Genomic DNA, 17,736 nt, shown 5'->3' with positions numbered 1-17,736 from the left:
CTATTCCCTTTCCTTTTCATGATTTTTGATTTACTCAATACGGTAAACCGGGCGATACTTCGCCCAAAGGGAGCAATCCCTTTTTTTTTGTCCATATACCTGATCTTTGGGCCTCTTTCAGACATCTTAGCCGCTCCTGGCCCCATTAAAGTCGAGGCTGAACTGGGCGAGTTGACCGGCGTTCAGGTGGCGTCAACCAATCCGGGTTTTTCCGGGACGGGGTACGTAACGGGGCTGGACAATGAAACCGATAAACTAACGCTGACGGTCAATGCTCCCGCCGGGCTCTATGAGTTGAGCATTGGCTATGCGGCCCCCTACGGCGATAAAGGGATTGATTTTCAGGTGAATACTGGGCGGGGAAGTGGTATGCTCAAACAAACGCTCGCCGGATTCACCACCGCCGGGTTAGGCAAGTTCTTGTTAACCGAAGGGCGGAACACCCTTACCATCTACCGGGGTTGGGGCTATTACGATATTGATTACCTGCTACTTACGCCAACAGTCGTGTCTATGCCCACTAAACCATCCCAAACACTTGTCGATGCACAGGCTACTTCATCCACAAAGGGTTTGTTCTCGTATTTGGTCGATCAGTACGGGAGCAAAGTGATTTCGGGTCAGCAGGACGATGTGGCGTATATTCTGGAAAAGACGGGGAAAGAACCGGCCATCGGTTCTTTCGACCTGATCGACTACTCGCCCAGCCGGGTGCAGTTCGGGGCAACGCCCCAACGCAGTAGCGAAGACATCATCAAGTGGGCTCGGAAAGGCGAGGGGCGGGGCATCATCAGCCTGATGTGGCACTGGAACGCGCCCACTGACCTGATCAATCAGGCTCCTGACAAGCTCTGGTGGCGGGGTTTTTATACCGAGGCCACCACCTTCGATATTGCCGCTGTGCTGGCCGATAAACAGAGTGAACGCTACCAGTTTATTCTGCGCGATATTGACGCGATTGCCGTACAACTCAAGAAATTTCAGGCGGCCGATGTGCCGGTACTCTGGCGACCGCTGCATGAAGCCTCTGGCGCCTGGTTCTGGTGGGGCGCCAAAGGGGCGGGGCCGTTAAAAGAACTCTGGCGCATTCTATATGATCGGCTCACCAACTATCACCAGTTGCACAACCTGATCTGGGTCTATACCGCCACCGACACGTTCAAAACCGACTGGTACCCCGGTAATCAATACGTGGATATTGTCGGGATGGACATTTACGCCGACCCAACGGCTAACATGAGCGGTAGCTGGGCCAGTGCTCAAGCTCAGCTTAACGGTAAGAAGCTGGTAACATTATCGGAAACCGGCAACTTGCCTAGTCCGGATAAAATTCGCGGGTTTGGCACGTGGTGGTCATGGTTTGCCGTCTGGACAGGGGCGGATTACATTAAAAAACAACCTGTCGATCAGTTGAAAGCCGTGTTCACCGATACCGACGTGATCACACGCGATGAACTGCCCGATTGGCGGCCACCCCTTACGCTGGGCGTTGAGGAGCAGGACACCGCTAAAACTGTCGTGAAGCGGTTTGTCGTAACTCTGCTGGGAAACCCTGCCACCGGCGATAAAGTCGATATACGTGTGTGGAGTAGAGCCGGAAGTCGGTTGAAATTTGTGGTGACAGACGCCAAAGGCAATTCACTATTGACAAAAGAGACTGAGCATGCTGCCGATGTTGAAAGCCACTCACTTCCCTTAGGCAAAGGGGCGGGCGTTTACTTCATTCGCGTCAGCACTCAGAATGAGAGCCAGACGCTGAAAGTGGTGAAACCGTGAAATGAACGGGTTAATCAGGCCTTGCCTGATTGACCTTTCGCTACCTACTAAAATCGATTAAAACCATGTAAATTAATATTTGTAGCCAAAGTAACCTGCTGAGCTAGCTGGCCTCAGCGGGTAGAAAGAGCGTAAAGGTAGCTCCTTCATCCTCGCTTGAATGGGCCGTTACACCCCCCTGGTGATTCTCCATTACTTTACGCACAATAGCCAGGCCGATCCCGGTGCCCCCATACACACTGCTTTTACTATGGAGCCTTTCAAAAGCACCGAAAATTTGCTCACGATACGCATCGCCAAAACCAATGCCATTGTCAGCCACTGTAATCTGCCAATAAGAGCCCGGAGCCAGCCCAGCCTCCTCCGGAAGTTCGTTTTCGTTTAGTGGCCGGGCGCTCAGTATGACTTTGGGTAAGCGACCCGGTTTAGTGAATTTCAGCGCATTACTCAGCAAGTTTTGAAATACCTGTCGTAGCTGAAGGGCATCTCCGGGTAAGGTCGGTAAGTCGCCTAGTTCCAGCATGGCCCCTTTCTCCTGAATGGCCACTTCCAAGTCATTTAGCACTTCGGTAACTACGCGATTTAGATCGATGGGTTGAAACGTGGTAGGCTGCTCCTGCGACAAACGCGAATACGTCAGCAGAGACCGGATGAGTGTTTGCATGCGGTCGGCGGCCGATTGCATCCGGCTCAGCAAGCTCACTCCATCACCCAGATTAGGGGCGTACTGGTCCTGCAGAATATCACCGAACGATTTGATTTTGCGGAGCGGTTCCTGCAGGTCGTGGCTGGCTACGGCGGCAAATTGGTCCAGGCTGGCGTTACGGCGCTGAAGCTGTTGGTTGAGTTGTTCAACCTGAAGCTGGGCCTGCTTCAGCAGCGTAATATCAAGAGATGAGGTCAGTAGACCGTCCTCGCCAAAGCGGACGGCGTTCGCCAGGAACCAGCGTCCCTGCCGATGGCGTTCAAAGGTGATCGGCAGGCCGGTCTGGACCACCGTAACATACTGATTGAACAATTCACTATTGGCCAGATCAGGACTTACCTCCAGCAGGGTTCGGGTATACAACTCGTCGGCTGTCAGGTTAACCACCTCCAGGGCTGCCTGATTGGCCATCGTGAAGCGAAAATCTACAATTTGGCTCATCGGGTTGCGAATGGCCTGATAGGTAGCAACCGTATTCATGGTCGCATTGAGCACACTTTGTAAGAGGTCGGCCTGCTCTCGCACCATCACTTCGGTTTGCTTGTAATCAGTCACGTTCATGAAGGTGAGCACAACTTTATCCGGGGCGTACCCTACCACCGAGACTTCGAACCAGCCCTGATAGCCATTGACGTCCGTATAATGAAGCGTTGCCTGCTGTGACTCCCCGGTGTCGGCGGCTTTGGCATAAAGGGCGAAAAAGCCGCTTTCTACATTACCCGGATACACGCTCAACAGCGTACGGCCTTCCAGTTCGGCAGGTGTCTTCCCTAAGCTACGCTCCACAGCCTGATTGGCCTTATCTATCCAGAAGTCAGTAATCTGCCCTTGTGGGTTACGAATAGCGGTCAGCGCCAGAATACTGCTTATCGACCCATCCAGGGTAGCCTGAAGTTGTCGGGCCTGCTGTTGAACCAGTTGCCGGTCTTTGTATTTGGCCGTAGTGTCTATGAAATTTACGACCAGGCCATCCCCAAATGGGCTCACGGATAAATCGTACCAGAATGAGTCGCTTGAATTAGGGAAATACTCCTCTCCCCGAAAAATCTGACGCGTTTCGACTACCTCTACAAATCGATCCAGCATGGCTGATTGAGCTAATTCCGGATAAAGCGTTAGCAGGCTCTGGCTGCGTAGCTGGCTGCCGGTATATCCGCTTCGTGCTCGGAAGGTGGGGTTGGCCAGTATAATCTGGAAGTCGATAATTTGTCCGGATTGGGGGTCTCGTACGGCGTTAGCCGCGTATATGTTTGTAAGCGAATTGGCTAATACAGCCTCGAGTAATTCAGGTGACTCATTCGCGTCCATGCAGGTAGTGGCTAAGGTCTGGTTGACTGAAAAAGTATAAAACTACGATGAAATACGTATAAATAGATGTAAATGAGTCTATGTTTGCTCTATGTAAACTTAATATAAAAGCAGAAGCGGCTATTCGGGGTAAGTTTACTCAGAAGCTTCCTGAACTTGGTTAAGCCAGATGGATCATGACTCAATTGGATGCCGACCACAAGTGGTCAGGTATGGCGGGGGGATGATGGGTTTTCTTAGATGCGGGATAGGTGAACGGTACATTAACCGGAATGCAATAGGCAAAAAATCATATTTCTTCGTCTGTCTGCTTGACAGTCAATCGCTTGAGCCGGGCTGAATAATGAGTTTGCTGATGAATTCGACAGGCAGCTTTTTTCCTGTCTGGCTGCCTATACAAAAACTGGGTGCTACGGCTTTGACGCTGTAGCACCCAGTTTACATTGTAACCCACAGGGCAGACGGACCGACACATGGTTGGTCGGTACTATTTCAGATACCTTTCAATCGTTTGCCGGATGAGCTGATGGCTGGCAGCCGAATTATAGGTGGATTTCTGTGCTGTCGCGGCTAGTTCGTCAAGTTCCCGGCCTAATATCTGTCCTTTCACCTGCCCTTTCAGCGCTACGCTATTCCGATTGGCCAGCACTTCGTTCCATACGTTGCGGACATCGACCCAGTAGGCCCGGTTCTTTGTCCACCAGGCTTTTGCCGACTGGCATTTGGCGGCATCCGTACGCTGGTACGTATTGAGTCCTTTTTCGGATGCCAATATCTGGTCACCCGCTTCGGAGCGAATAATTTTATCGTTGTCCTGCTCATGAATGTAGCCGTCCGGACGGATTTCGTGGTGGTTGGTCCGTCGCATCACATTGTAATCCGTTCGTTTGGTGTATTCCCGGCGGGGTAGGGGCGCATCGACCGTGCTCTCCCAATAAGTGCGTCCATCGACATGAACCCAGGTGGCCGAGCCTTCGTAGCGTGGGCTGTCATCCACTTCGAAGACCTTCTGCGTCCACTGACCTTTGGCTTGTTCGGGCGTTAGCTTTATCCGTTTCCAACTGGCGTTCCGGTCGAACTTGAGCAGGCTGGTATTCTGAAATTCCCAGTCCTCGCGCCAGTGCTTGATGACCATCGAATCGCCTACGACCAGCAAATGCTGAATGACCAGTTTCGTCGGGCGATTTGCCGGGCCGACTTCTTCATCGACGAAAACCAGTTCGGTGCCTTTTGCCGTGTATCTGTCTTTGAAGGCATAGCCTTTATCCGGGGCAAACGTCTCGGCATATAAAAAGCTGACCTCATGACAACCGCATTGGCCCTTAATAGCCGCAATGTCTTCAGCTTTTGGCATTTGCTGGGCTCTAAGCAAGTTAACGGTTAGTAAAAAAACGGGTAGTATAAACAATGAGCGCATAGGAAAGACAGATTTCAGTATTGTGTAATGATGAGGCAAAGGTATCCTTATTTAGAATCTTTACAAATTATTTACCGTTTTGTTTGGACAGATTCTAAATAGGGCATACGTTTGTGCCATCAATTCAGCTGATGCCAGCCGGGTGGCTCTGCACCAGAGAAGCTTTATCAACGTTTCCATGCCTTTGTTTATACTCCTTACCTTATCGCTCATACAACCGGGGCCAAAAGACACGCTCAAAGCGCGACCTATCGATGAGGTTGTTATTACGGCTACACGTACCGAACGGTCGATGGGGGCTTTGCCTTTGCCGGTTACGGTAATTAGCGGAAAGCAGATTCAGCAGATGGGCAGCCTGCGGCTCAACGATGTACTTCGTGAGCAGACGGGTCTGGCCATTGTTACAGATCATGGGCAAGGTGTTCAGGTGCAGGGCTTCGGACCCGACTATACCCTGATTCTGGTGGATGGTGAACCCGTCGTGGGGCGAATGGCGGGCACCCTCGACCTAACGCGGCTCGCTGTTGGCAACATCAAACAGATCGAAGTGGTTAAAGGGCCATCGTCCAGCCTGTACGGTTCCGAGGCTCTGGCTGGCGTGGTGAACATCATTACCCAAACGCCCGGCGAAATAGATCCGCGGGCGAAAGGCAACTTGTCGACACGCTATGGAGCCAACAAAACCAGCGATCTCTCGGGCGACATCGCCAAACAGTGGGCGGTTGGCCAATCGGCAAAACTGAGTGTTTATGCCTTTGGAAATCGGTACCAGTCGGGGGGGTACTCGCTTGTTGAGGGAAACCAGACTGTGGCACCGTTTACAAATTATACCGGCAGTGGCCGCTTAACGGTTGCTTTTTCGCCAGTGCTAAAATTATCGGTATCGGGGCGTTTTTTCACCGAGAGCCAGGCCAATGCGTTCATCATTAGTCCGGCTACGCAGGTGACTGGCCCCGGAACGGTACGCGATTATTCGCTGAACCCAGTTCTGACGCATCAGATCAGGCCGGACTGGAAAATGACCTACCGATTCTACCGAACCGGTTACTTTACAGCAACTGACCTGCGCTACACGGTCAGTCAGGAAGCATACGATGCCAGCTTTTTTCGGCAGACATTCAATCGGCCGGAAGTCGTTACCGAACGGATCTTCAATCCAAAGAATATACTGACCCTGGGTACCGGCTTCATTGCCGAAACGGTAGAAGCAACCCGGTATACCAATCGGAAGCAGTTCAACACCACCTACGGTTTCGCGCAGTATGAGTGGATGCCCACGCTTCGCTGGACGGTCATTGCCGGTGGTCGTTACGATGCCCATAGCCAGTACGCCAGTCAGTTTAGCCCCAAGTTATCGGCGCGTTATGCCCTTAGTTCGCTGGTGGCGTTGCGGGGCAGCGTGGGCGTTGGTTTTAAAGCCCCTGATTTTCGACAGTTGTACCTGAATTTTGATAATGCCGTGGCGGGGTATAGTGTCTTTGGAACGCAGGAAGCCGCTGCCGGAATCGCCCGCCTGACGCAACAGGGGCAGATTGCCGAAATTGTGCTTGACCCCGCCCGTTTATCGGCTATTCGTGCCGAGCGTTCGGTGGCCTATAACCTGGGGGCGCAGCTTAAGTCGCCGGTGTTACCCCTGACGGTGGGTCTGAACCTGTTTCGCAACGACGTTCGGGATCTGATCGAGACACAGGTGATTGCCCGGAAAACGAATGGGCAGAATGTATTCAGCTATAACAACCTGAATCGGGTATTTACGCAGGGGGCTGAACTGGAAAGCAGTTGGCGATGGGTTATCGGCAACGGCTACCTGAGTCTTAGTGGCGGCTACCAATACCTCGTTGCCAAAGACAAAGCGGTTGTAGACGGTATTAAGGCCGGAACGGTATACCGGCGTAACCCGGAAACGCTGGCGAGTGAGCGGGTGAATCCCGGCGAATACGGTGGCTTATTCAACCGCTCCCGGCACATGGCAAACGGCAAGCTTTTTTACGAACAGACAAAAAAAGGCTTTACGGCTTCGTTGCGGGCTATTTATCGGGGGCGGTATGGCTTTGCCGACCGTGACGGCAACCTTATCCTGGACTCCAATACCGAGTATGTTCGGGGATACATGCTCTACAACCTGTCGGCTGCCAAAACGTGGAAGTCGATGACGCTGCAAGCCGGTGTCGACAACCTGACGGGTTATACCGACCCGGCATACATACCTAATCTGGCCGGGCGGCTTTGGTACACAACCCTGCGCTGGGCCTGGAAATCCTGATCTGTTTTCGGAAGACTATACAAGCAACATAAACGAACGACTCAATGTGCAAAAACTGTGAATGTCAACTTTTGTCCTGTTCCCCTCATGGGCGAATCACACTGTATGAGAACCCCATTTCCGATGCCATAGACCCGGCCGCTACACCGGCGCAGGGCCTGTATAACATAGCACTTGAGTTCAATAATATAACGCAATGGCTGTGTTATGAGGATTTTCTGGCCCTAGAATGGAATGTACGCAGCATTGATACATCGGCCTATTTTGAAGCCCATCCCTACGAGGAGCGCATTCATTTAAGTACGCCCTCACGCTACCTGAGCTTCAGTTTTCGGCTGCATGAACTACTCGAACTGCGAAAAATGCTGAGTAAGGCTGTAGCGCGGCTGCACTGGTTGGAAGTGCTGCGAAACAGCCAGAACTAACGCCTTTACGGTATGAACGTCCTTGCTTTTCGAACCAACATCAATACCGATGAGCGGGTGTGTCGGGCGGCCTGCCGGTTGTGCAGGCTCCGGGCCATCTGCCGCTGGAGTATCGATCTGGAAGACTGTGTGCTCCGGGTCGAATCTGAATCCCTTACCGAAACAGATGTCATTCGGCTGCTGACGAAGGCCGGATTGCAATGTGATGCGTTGACTTAACACCTATTTACAAACAACTCAATCAATTATGCGTATTTACCATGTACTTCTGGCGGTTTGCCTGGGCACCGCTTTTGTTTCGTGTAACAGTGAAGACAATCCGGTCGTTGTACAGCCTTTGACGGCTACGACCGTCAGGGATCTAGCCGCCGACCCAACCAGCATGACATCGACCGGCGGACAGCAGCCGGTTGCCGCAACGGGTAAGTTCACCCTGTTCAATTTTAAAGACAACAAGCAGATAGCAAACACCGATTCGGCGACGAATAAATGGGATGTTGGCTTCCGGGGAACAATGCTTATTGTGAACGGTGGCGCTATCCGTACCGGGCAGGGGGGCGCTTATGTGCATACGGGAACATTTGAGGAGACAACCACGGTGCCTGTGTCGGCTACCTTTGCGCAGGACCAAAGTGCTACGCAACTGGCTATAACGGCAAGCTCGGGTAAAGGCTGGTACAATTACGAGCCAACAACGAATATTATCTCGTCCGTACCCGGCAAAGTACTGATCATTCGCACGGGCGATGGCAAGTACGCCAAGATGGAAATACTCAGCTACTATCAGGGAGCGCCAACAACGCCGACATCGGCCAACGTAGCCCGGTATTATACGTTTCGATATCTGTATCAGCCGGATGGCAGCCAGGTTTTGAAGTAAATAAGTCGGGTCAGTTAAACGCCATATCTTCAAAATATGGCGTTTAACTGACCCGACTTATTTACTTCAGTCTTATTTACTCAAAAGGGTTGCCATCGTAGGTCACGCTGGCTAGTTTTTTATCGAGGTAGTAAATCTGGTCTGATGGAATCTGATCGATGAGTTCGAGGCAGCGACGGGCAATGTATTCCTCTTCCATCTGCTCTTTCACGTACCATTTCAGCAGCTCTTCAGTTGCGTAATCGCCCTCCCGGCGGCAGATTCCAATGATTCGGTTGATGGAGTCTGTGACCGCAATCTCTTGATCGAGAGCACCTTCAAACACCGAACGAAGCGTATCGAACTCCTGGCTAACGGCTGGAATTTCAGGCGAAAATGCTGTTCCACCCTGGTCGCAGAGGTAGTGAAAAAGCTTCATGCCGTGCTTCCGTTCCTCTTCCGATTGATTATAGAAGAAGCCGGCGCAATGATCGAGGCCATTGCGGTCGCACCAGCCTGCCATGGCCAGGTATTTCGACGATGAAATCATTTCCATCTGTATTTGCTGGTTTAGTGCCAGCTCAACGCTTTCCTTTACCGAACTGCGTAGTCGTACCAAGTCTTTCATCATGAGTGACTGTTTGCGGTGAGAAGTTAATATAACAAAACAACGAAAAAAAACCGACTGTTGTTAAGCAGTCGATTCAATTATAGAAAACCCGGATTAAAGTCTACTGGAGCTTATTCAGCCATTGAACAGCCGCATTCCCGCAGCATTGAATTCAGCTCTAACATAAGCCGGGCACCGGCAAGCAATTCCCGCAAATGAACAACCTCACAAAGGGTGAGCACATAACACCGCTCAGAACGGGGCAGCGCCAGAATTTCAACATCATCGGCAGCGGCTGTACTTAATGCCATTTGTCGAATGTCGACCGTTTCGACCATGCGCCGGAATTGGGCAAAATCGCGAACCGATAGGTAGGTGTGCGTATCCCAGAATTCCAGTACTAATCGATTACTGGCATCGCACTGATAAACAGTCCCTTTATCGGTTCGGAATACTTCCTGTAATGTTGTTGTTACGTCCTTACTCACCGCTGTTGTATATGATTGAACAAAGATACAACGCACAATTTAGTTTAGATAGTTTCTAAACAACAATTTTTACTGAGCCGTCAAGACCTTACTCAGGCAAGGGCATATCCTGCAAATCTTCGTCTGTCAGTTTGATGGTGGCCGCCTGAACGTTCTCTTCCAGGTGTTTTACCGACGAAGTTCCGGCAATGGGCAACATAACCGGTGAAGCAGCCAGTAACCAGGCGAGGGCAATCTGATAGTCGGTAGCCCCGTGGCGTTCCGCCACCTTTTTGATTGCTTTTTCAGCCGCTACATTGCCCGCATTGAGCGGATACCAGGGGATGAAGGCGATGTTGTTCTGTTCGCAGTATTTCAGCACATCGTTCCAGCGCTGCTGCCCGAAATTGTACATGTTCTGCACAGACACAACCTCGAAGTATTGTTTGGCTTCTTCAATTTGATCGACGCTAACCTCCGAGAGGCCAATGTGGCGAATTTTACCCTGCTGCTGGGCTTCCTTTAAAAAACCGAGGAATTCTTCTGAGGGGACTTTATCGTCGAAGCGGTGGAGCTGATACAGGTCGATCCGATCCAGTTTCAGGCGTTTGAGGCTGCCGTTCAGGGCTTCTTCCAGGTGTTTGCGGCTCCCATCAACCGGCCATTGGTTCGGGCCGGTGCGGAGTAAACCACCTTTGGTGCCAATAATCAAGCCATCCGGGTAGGGGTGAAGGGCTTCGGCGATAAGCTCTTCTGATATATGCGGGCCGTAGCTGTCGGCAGTGTCGATAAAATTAATGCCAAGTTCGAGGGCACGTTGCAGTACCCGTATGGATTCATCATGGTCTTTGGGTGGCCCCCAGATGCCATCACCGGTGATACGCATGGCTCCGTAGGCCATTCTGTTGACGGTCAAATCTCCGCCGATGGTAATTGTACCTGCCTGTACAGCGGGTTGTTGATCGGTTGCTTGCATGAGTATTTCGTGTTGTTGACTAATCAGCCCGGAATCAGTATCCGGGCTATGCTATAGTAACTAACAGAAACACCTTTTGGATAAGTTGCATGATGAAGTTTTTGCGACTTACCGCTTCTCAATACCGTCCAGCACGCGCCGGATCACGTTGGCCCGCTGCATGAAATCGAATGAGTTTTTTACATCCTGATCGTCGATGATTTGCTTGAACTGCTGCAGAAACTCGATGTAATCGGCCAGGGCCTGCGACACGTTTTGCCGATTCTGGTCGAAGATGGGTGCCCACATGGCAGGCGAGCTTTTGGCCAGCCGCACCGTGGAGCTGAAGCCGGTACTCGCCATGTCGAAAATAGCCTGTTCGTCTTTTTCCTTCTCCAGCACCGTCAGGCCAAGGGCAAAGGCGCTCACGTGGCTCAGGTGCGACACATAGGCCAGATGCAGGTCGTGCTCCTGCGGGCTCATGTAGAACAGCTTCATGCCCACATCCCGAAACAGGCTTTCGGCCAGCGTTAAACTGTCGGAGTTGCTCTTCTCCCGATCGCAGATGATGAGGTTTTTACCCACCAGCAGTTCCTTAAACGCAGCCCCCGGCCCGGAGTTTTCGGTGCCGGCCATGGGGTGAGCGGCAACGAACTGCGCCCGTTTGGGGTGAGCATCCGCGACCTCGCAGATGAGTCCTTTGGTAGAACCCAAATCCAAAACGGTTGCCCCCGGCGGCAGGTGATCGAGTACGGCGGGCAGCATGTCGATGATGACATTGACAGGGGTTGCCAGCACGACTAATGTGCTTTGTGCAATAGCTTCGGGTAAGGGCAGAAGTTCATCGACAATGCCTTTCGCCAGGGCCAGCTGTCCATTTACGGGCGACATGTCGACGCCGATAAACCGCATTTTTGGGTATTTTTCACGCACGGCAAGGGCAAACGAACCCCCGAGTAAGCCTATTCCAATAATGGTAACTGTCATGAACCAGGATTTTTATGATTTTTTTGACGGGCTATGATTTCTGAAAATCATGGTCAATTCTATTCTTCTGTGCTTGAGTAGGCTAAGATCAAGAATTAGCCGTTGTTGATGATCAGGGCCTGAACTTTCTATTTATCAATCGTTTAAATTGAAGGCTCTGAGCTCCAAAATTAATTAACATACCGACTTCAAGATTATAAGCTTCAAGGTAGTTGATTGCCTGAGCCAAGTGGTCGTCAATAAGGGTAGAAATTGCTTTTAACTCAACGGATATTTTGTCTTCGATCAAAAAATCAACCCTTCGCGAGCCAATGTGCCGTCCTTTAAAAAAAATGGGCATGTCAAACTCCCGTGCGAACACAAGCTGACATTCCTCCAATTCTATAGCTAATGCCCGTTGATAAATAACCTCCTGAAAGCCATTACCCAATACTTTATGAACCTCGAACGCACATCCAATGATTTTACCGGTTAACTCTGAGTGTTTGTACTCGGGCTTAATCATATATGATGAATGTCTATCTTTTGCTTTAATTGGTTGCAATCAATGGCAAATCATCGCAAAATCAAAATAGTTAAATTCATGTACTCCCTGATATAACCAACAGGAATAAGTAAATCAAAGAAATAAAATCATAGTCAGTCAGGAAAATCAAATTAATCCCGGTTCAGACGCCCCGTTGCCTCTTCGATACGCTCCTTGGGCATACACAGCGACACCCGCACGTATCGGTTTCCTTTTGGCCCGAAGATGAAGCCGGGGGCAATGAACACGTGCTTTGTCAGGAGCAAATCATTGACCAGATCTTCGGCCGATGCGACCGAGTCGGGGAGTTTGGCCCAGATGAACAGCCCTTCCTGATCGGTCGAATAGCTACAACCCAGTGCATCCAGAAAGGCGTGAATGGCTTCCAGCCGACCCTGATACACGGCATTGCGTTCCCGATGCCATTCGTCCGAGTTGGTGAGTGCTTCGGTAGCTGCGTCCATCAGAGGCTTGAACTGCCCCGAATCGACATTGCTTTTTATGGTCAGCACCGCATCTACATACGCTTTCGCGCCAGCCATCCAGCCAATGCGCCAGCCCGCCATGTTGTGCGACTTGCTCAGAGAGTTCAATTCAATGGCTACCTCGTTGGCACCATCAATAGAAAGCAGGCTGATGGGCGCTTTCTTGTTGAGAATCAGGCTGTACGGATTATCGTGGCCGAGCAGAATTTTATGGTCGTGCGCGAAGCGAACCGCCCGCTCAAACAGGGCACGGGTAGCGGGTGCGCCGGTAGGCATGTGCGGGTAGTTCATCCAGAGAATCTTCGTTGGACTGGCCGATGCGTTGTTCGCCACTAGCTCAGTCAGCACATCCCAGTCAGGTTGCCAGCCGCCATGTTCCAGCAGTGGGTATTCGCGCACGTTCGCGCCTACCATCGTGCTCACGGCGCGATAGGCCGGGTAGCCCAGTTCGGGAACCAGCACGCCGTCGCCTTCATCCAGAAACGTCAGTGAAATATGCGTAATGCCTTCTTTCGAGCCAATCAGCGGCAGGATTTCAGTTTCCGCGTCAAGGGTAACACCGTAGGTGTGTTGATAGAAATTAGCGATAGCCTGCCGCAGTCCCGGCGTGCCTTTATAAGGTTGATAGCCGTGCGAGGTAGGCTGCTGCACCGACTTGATGAGTGCCTCAATCGTGTTTGTTGACGGCATCAGGTCGGGGTTGCCGATGCCTAAATTGATCACATCATGACCAGCCGCCTGTAAACGACGGACTTCGGCCAGCTTAACGGAAAAATAATACTCCTGCGTTTGGTCAGCGCGTTGGGCGAGGGGGATAATCACTTCTGAACCGGGATTTGTGGGATTTTTTTGATTTCCCTGATTTTGTAAAAAATGAATGAGTAGGTAGTATAACAGCTTGCAAAGATACTAGCCGCTACCATGCTATGAATCATCACCCACTCACATTATAAAAATCAAGACTGTTCAGGTAAATCAGGTGAATCCCGGTTCAGGAGGTATTTTAACAACGGGGCCAGATGCAAGGCCTGCATCATCTCGCCCGTATTGATGATTTCCAAAGCCCGTTCGTGCGAAACGATATGTACTGTGATCTCTTCCGTCGATTCGAGATGCTGGGCCTGTTTCAGTTCGACACCCGTAGCCAGATAGGCGTACGTAACGTTGGAATGCGTACCGGGATTGGCCGAAAGCGTCATGAGCGGCTCCCAGTGCCCGCCACCAAAGCCTGTTTCTTCCAGCAGTTCGCGCTGGGCGGCTACCAGCGGCTCTTCATTTGGGTCGACTACGCCCGCGCACAGTTCGTAGTGAACCCCCGCAATCGCATGACGGTACTGCCGAATCAGCACCAGCTGATTATCGGTTGTGACGGCCACAACATTGATCCAGCTGGGGTATTCAAAGACGAAATAGTTAGGGATCGTGCCGCCGTTTTCCATGCGGATGGCATCCTTCCGAACGGTGAACCATGGCAGATTATGGATGTATTCCGATTGATCGACCTGCCAGGGTCGTGGGTCATTTTCATGAATCATGCCGCAAAGGTAGGCACAGCTAGCGAGAGTGCTGGCTAAAGTGTGTTTTAAACGCTATATCTTCAAAATACGGCGTTTAAAACACACTTTAGCTCTTTGCTTAACGGACTACTTCATCGGCAAAGCGCAGGTATTGCTCCCAATCGTAGTCCATTACATCGTGTTTGCCGGTGCGGTCGTGGTAGCGAACGTTTTTGCCAATGGGCTGATCAACAGCAGGAAACGTCGTTGTGCCCAGCCCCGTTTTTCCATAAAGTTGATAAACCGGTTCAGTATGAAGCGCACCCAGAAACTCCCCTTTCGGGTCCGACCACTGGTCGCCGTCGGCACTGGCCACGTACAGCGGACGAGGAGCAACGAGGGCCAGCAACTCGTGCTGATCGATGGGTAAGTCGGCTACGCGTTTGTTGTATGTACTGTATCGGCCACAGAACCAGTGAGGGAAACTGGTATTCAGCCGCTCAACGGTTTCGCCATACCAGCGTCGGGCCAGAGCCGCTCCGCCTTCGCCCGATTCGTTGGCAATAACGGCGGCAAACCGTTCGTCCTGCGCCCCGGCCCACACGGCGGCTTTGCCAATCCGCGAGTGGCCGATAGAAATAACGCGTTTGGCATCAATAGCGGGATCGGTTTGCAGGTAGTCGAGAATACGGCTCATGCCCCAGGCCCAGGCACCAATGGCTCCCCAGTTAGTTGCTTTCGTCGTATCGCCCAGCACCGACCGGATTCCGGTATGCCATCCCTGCGGGTAGTCGGGTTCGATATCGCCGTAATAAGCCGTAGCCAGGGCATAACCGCGTTTGACGATCATGTTGATGGGCCAGCGTCGGGCCTGCATCCCGCGTGCTTTCTCCGTTGCCTTGTTTTTAGTCACAACGTCGTTATCTCCGCCCATCATCCAGCGGGCCGATAGTGGAATATCCGCTTCTGTCGTGACACAGTGATTGCCGCAGAAATTCAGGCCCAGAAATACCGGAGCGGGCTTCGAACCCGCCTTGGGGAGGTAGATCAGGACGTCGATGGGTGGTAACTGTGGGTAATCGACAAAGAAGATGGATACCTGTTTCCGAATAGCCAGGCCATTCAGGGCCGACTTATCAATAGACGTTGTCTGAAACCGAAGTTTAACGGCTTTGGTGGGTGTTTGACCATACACATTGTCGGCAAACAGTTTCAGTAGCTCGGCCCGTCGGTTGCGCCACTCGGCTTTAGTCCTGACCGCTTTGCCATTTGTATTGATTAATGGATCGGGTAGGGTATAGGTGCCTACTTTCGCTTCATCGTAGTTGTAGCCTTCCGGACCCTGGCCGTTGGCAAATTGCCCGGAGAATAGAATAAGCGTTGCCCAAAACAGGAATCGAATCATAAAACAGGCGTGTGAGAAAATCTTATTCCGAAAAGGCGAGTAGGCTGCCTTTCATACTTGTAGCGCCGATCCGGAATAATTGTAAAACGCTGATTTTTAGGCGATTTCCGATTGGCTGTGGTCAAGGTACAGCCCTGTTGTTTTCGCTTGAATTCATCTGAAAAATCAGTGTAAAACATACCGATCATAAGAATCAGCGTTCTATCAACCCGACAAAGATTTCGGGCAAATCATATTAACCGCCCTGTCCAATTCGTTGTAGAGAGGATTTTACGCTTTGCCTTCGTTCGTACAACCTTTAACCTGATGAGGAACACCATTGCCCTGTTTGCTGCTGCATCCTGTCTTTTCTTTTCGTCCTGCCAGCGTCCTGTGGCGTATTTTCAACCAACAGCGCACCCGGCAGCCGCCCGACTGTCGACGGGCAAAATGGAAAATCAAAAAGCAGCCGTAAAAACCGTCGATGCTGTTGAAAAAATAGACTCGCAGTCGTTCGCGCAGGCAGAAGATCCGGCATTGGATGCACCTCAGGAAAGCACGAAACGAACAACCGACCTTCCCGCACCTGCCAGCCTTGCCGTTGCCAGCCAAACAGCCCGATCCAGCCAAACGACGGCCAGCCGTATCGAACACCGAATGCAGCGGGCAAATACCCTGCTGTCGGCACCTGAGACGCAAACGACTGATCAGCAGCCGGGGCCAAAGCCTAAGAAAAAGCTGAGATTGGGGAATCAGATTCGCCAGAGTCTGGGCATGAAACTACGCCCCGAACTGAACTGGTGGCAGCGCATCAGCTGGAAACTGAAAGCGTCGGTGCTGATTATTCTGGTGGCCGTTGTGTTTGCCATTTTAGGTATCACCATTCTGGCCATCATCTTCGGCATTTTAGGTGCGTTCCTGATGATCAGCGGCTTGAAAAAGTCGTTTAAAGTACGCAGGCCCTGGTTTTGATGCTGCTGTGGTGGTGTCAGATGCTTACATCTGATAAGGGAGGTTTCTCAAAACCTGCCGGTAGGTTTTGAGAAACCTCCCTTATCGGGTTTAAGAACCCGACATCACGGAACGGTAGCACGTTCACGGCTCACGGCAGCACGTTCACTGCGTCGTAAATCAGCTGAATGTATTTCTTTCGGTCGATGTCATACACGAAATCGACGTTTGGTGTTTGTTTCAACACATCAAAGAAATCGACTACTGTGGTGCCCGCCGTCAGCATTCCGGCCACTTCCACATCCACGTAACAGGGTTTAGATGTGAACATTGTAGGGTCAATAAGCCAGGCGATGGCACAGGGGTCGTGCAGGGCGGCACCCCCTTCCAGTTCGGGACGTTCGCGTCGGTAATAGATCGAGAAGAAATCCATTAGTTCAGCTACTACCTTGCCGGACTTATTGCCAATGGCTCTGAACCGCTCAATATCTTCCTGGAAGACCAGCGCTTTGTGCGTCACGTCCAGGCCGCACATCGTAATTGGAACGCCCGACTTGAACACGATGGCAGCCGCTTCGGGGTCGACATAGATATTGAATTCGGCCGTGGGCGTCATATTTCCCCGAAAAGCCCCGCCACCCATCAGCGAAATGCGTTCGATCTTTGGTTTTAAGTGCGGGTAGGCCAGCAAAAATGTGGCAACATTGGTTAGCGGACCAGTTGGCACGATCGTGATCTTCTCGTCACTCTCGGCCAGAATCTGCGCCATGGCTTCCAGGGCCGACAACGGATGATGTTGCAGGGTAGGTTCGGGCAATACCGGGCCATCCATCCCCATCTCGCCATGTACCTTATCGGCAATGATCAACTTGCGAAAAAGGGGTTTGTCACTACCTCTATAAACGGGAACATCGGCACCAATCAGTTCCATGATGCGCATCGTATTCTTGAGCGTTTTTTCCTGTGTCTGATTGCCTGCCGAACTGGTGATCGCTTTAATGTCGAACAGGCCGCTGCCAAAGGCAAGCAATAGCATCACGGCATCATCGTGGCCGGGGTCACAGTCGATAAGTACAGGTATTTTTTTCATAATCGATCAGTTGAGAAACCGTGCTGCACAA

General features: G+C 51.5%; 17 protein-coding genes. 6 read left to right on the top strand and 11 right to left on the bottom strand.

The features are described 5' to 3' along the window. Window positions 1-18 precede the first annotated feature (18 nt). Window positions 19-1,776 (top strand): glycosyl hydrolase, encoded by a 1,758-nt coding sequence (locus tag ACYVK4_RS07840; RefSeq protein WP_461126940.1) that lies wholly within the window; start codon window positions 19-21, stop codon window positions 1,774-1,776. Window positions 1,777-1,879: 103 nt separating this feature from the next. On the opposite strand, the gene ACYVK4_RS07835 is transcribed toward ACYVK4_RS07840, so the two are convergent. Both ACYVK4_RS07835 and ACYVK4_RS07830 read right to left on the bottom strand, forming a co-directional pair. Next, window positions 1,880-3,790 carry a PAS domain-containing protein gene (locus ACYVK4_RS07835; protein WP_461126939.1) on the bottom strand — a complete coding sequence of 637 codons (1,911 nt, stop codon included), beginning with the start codon at window positions 3,788-3,790 and terminating at the stop codon, window positions 1,880-1,882. A gap of 487 nt (window positions 3,791-4,277) precedes the next feature. Beyond that, entirely contained in the window at window positions 4,278-5,207 is a 930-nt protein-coding gene (locus tag ACYVK4_RS07830) for a DUF6607 family protein (protein ID WP_461126938.1), read from the bottom strand. A 178-nt stretch (window positions 5,208-5,385) separates the two neighbouring features. Here ACYVK4_RS07830 and ACYVK4_RS07825 point away from each other — a divergent pair, with 178 nt between their 5' ends. From ACYVK4_RS07825 to ACYVK4_RS07810, 4 genes are all read left to right on the top strand, one after another. Beyond that, a complete protein-coding gene (locus tag ACYVK4_RS07825) occupies window positions 5,386-7,470 on the top strand; it encodes a TonB-dependent receptor plug domain-containing protein (protein ID WP_461126937.1) in 2,085 nt (694 codons plus the stop codon). 71 nt (window positions 7,471-7,541) lie between these two features. Next, window positions 7,542-7,895, top strand: a complete 354-nt coding sequence (locus ACYVK4_RS07820) for a hypothetical protein (protein ID WP_461126936.1) — start codon at window positions 7,542-7,544, stop codon at window positions 7,893-7,895. Between the two features lie 12 nt (window positions 7,896-7,907). Further along, window positions 7,908-8,114, top strand: a complete 207-nt coding sequence (locus ACYVK4_RS07815; RefSeq protein ID WP_461126935.1) for a hypothetical protein — start codon at window positions 7,908-7,910, stop codon at window positions 8,112-8,114. Between the two features lie 28 nt (window positions 8,115-8,142). Continuing rightward, window positions 8,143-8,775: an HmuY family protein gene (locus ACYVK4_RS07810; protein ID WP_461126934.1), complete on the top strand. Its 633-nt coding sequence runs from the start codon at window positions 8,143-8,145 to the stop codon at window positions 8,773-8,775. A gap of 76 nt (window positions 8,776-8,851) precedes the next feature. Here the strand turns inward: ACYVK4_RS07810 and ACYVK4_RS07805 are convergent, their stop codons facing one another. From ACYVK4_RS07805 to ACYVK4_RS07770, 8 genes are all read right to left on the bottom strand, one after another. Beyond that, window positions 8,852-9,382 (bottom strand): ferritin, encoded by a 531-nt coding sequence (locus ACYVK4_RS07805; protein WP_461127501.1) that lies wholly within the window; start codon window positions 9,380-9,382, stop codon window positions 8,852-8,854. A 113-nt stretch (window positions 9,383-9,495) separates the two neighbouring features. Next, window positions 9,496-9,852, bottom strand: coding sequence for a hypothetical protein (locus ACYVK4_RS07800; protein ID WP_461126933.1), 357 nt, complete (start codon window positions 9,850-9,852; stop codon window positions 9,496-9,498). Between the two features lie 88 nt (window positions 9,853-9,940). Next, complete coding sequence (locus ACYVK4_RS07795; RefSeq protein ID WP_461126932.1) at window positions 9,941-10,807, bottom strand: aldo/keto reductase; 867 nt, start codon at window positions 10,805-10,807, stop codon at window positions 9,941-9,943. 108 nt (window positions 10,808-10,915) lie between these two features. After that, window positions 10,916-11,773 (bottom strand): prephenate dehydrogenase, encoded by an 858-nt coding sequence (locus tag ACYVK4_RS07790; protein WP_461126931.1) that lies wholly within the window; start codon window positions 11,771-11,773, stop codon window positions 10,916-10,918. Between the two features lie 112 nt (window positions 11,774-11,885). Then, the gene (locus ACYVK4_RS07785) at window positions 11,886-12,278 is read right to left on the bottom strand and encodes a GxxExxY protein (protein ID WP_461126930.1); all 393 of its coding nucleotides are present in this window, start codon (window positions 12,276-12,278) and stop codon (window positions 11,886-11,888) included. 152 nt (window positions 12,279-12,430) lie between these two features. After that, entirely contained in the window at window positions 12,431-13,606 is a 1,176-nt protein-coding gene (locus tag ACYVK4_RS07780; protein WP_461126929.1) for a pyridoxal phosphate-dependent aminotransferase, read from the bottom strand. 134 nt (window positions 13,607-13,740) lie between these two features. Continuing rightward, on the bottom strand, window positions 13,741-14,319 hold the full coding sequence (locus ACYVK4_RS07775; RefSeq protein WP_461126928.1) for an NUDIX hydrolase: 579 nt from the start codon (window positions 14,317-14,319) through the stop codon (window positions 13,741-13,743). 100 nt (window positions 14,320-14,419) lie between these two features. After that, the gene (locus ACYVK4_RS07770) at window positions 14,420-15,685 is read right to left on the bottom strand and encodes a glucuronyl esterase domain-containing protein (RefSeq protein ID WP_461126927.1); all 1,266 of its coding nucleotides are present in this window, start codon (window positions 15,683-15,685) and stop codon (window positions 14,420-14,422) included. Window positions 15,686-15,991: 306 nt separating this feature from the next. On the opposite strand from ACYVK4_RS07770, the gene ACYVK4_RS07765 reads away from it, so the two are divergent. Then, a complete protein-coding gene (locus ACYVK4_RS07765; protein ID WP_461126926.1) occupies window positions 15,992-16,636 on the top strand; it encodes a hypothetical protein in 645 nt (214 codons plus the stop codon). A gap of 130 nt (window positions 16,637-16,766) precedes the next feature. On the opposite strand, the gene ACYVK4_RS07760 is transcribed toward ACYVK4_RS07765, so the two are convergent. Beyond that, window positions 16,767-17,705, bottom strand: coding sequence for a nucleoside hydrolase (locus tag ACYVK4_RS07760; RefSeq protein WP_461126925.1), 939 nt, complete (start codon window positions 17,703-17,705; stop codon window positions 16,767-16,769). Window positions 17,706-17,736: the final 31 nt, after the last annotated feature.

The organism is Spirosoma aerophilum (assembly GCF_054782495.1).
This window is presented reverse-complemented; position numbering and strand designations above follow the sequence as displayed.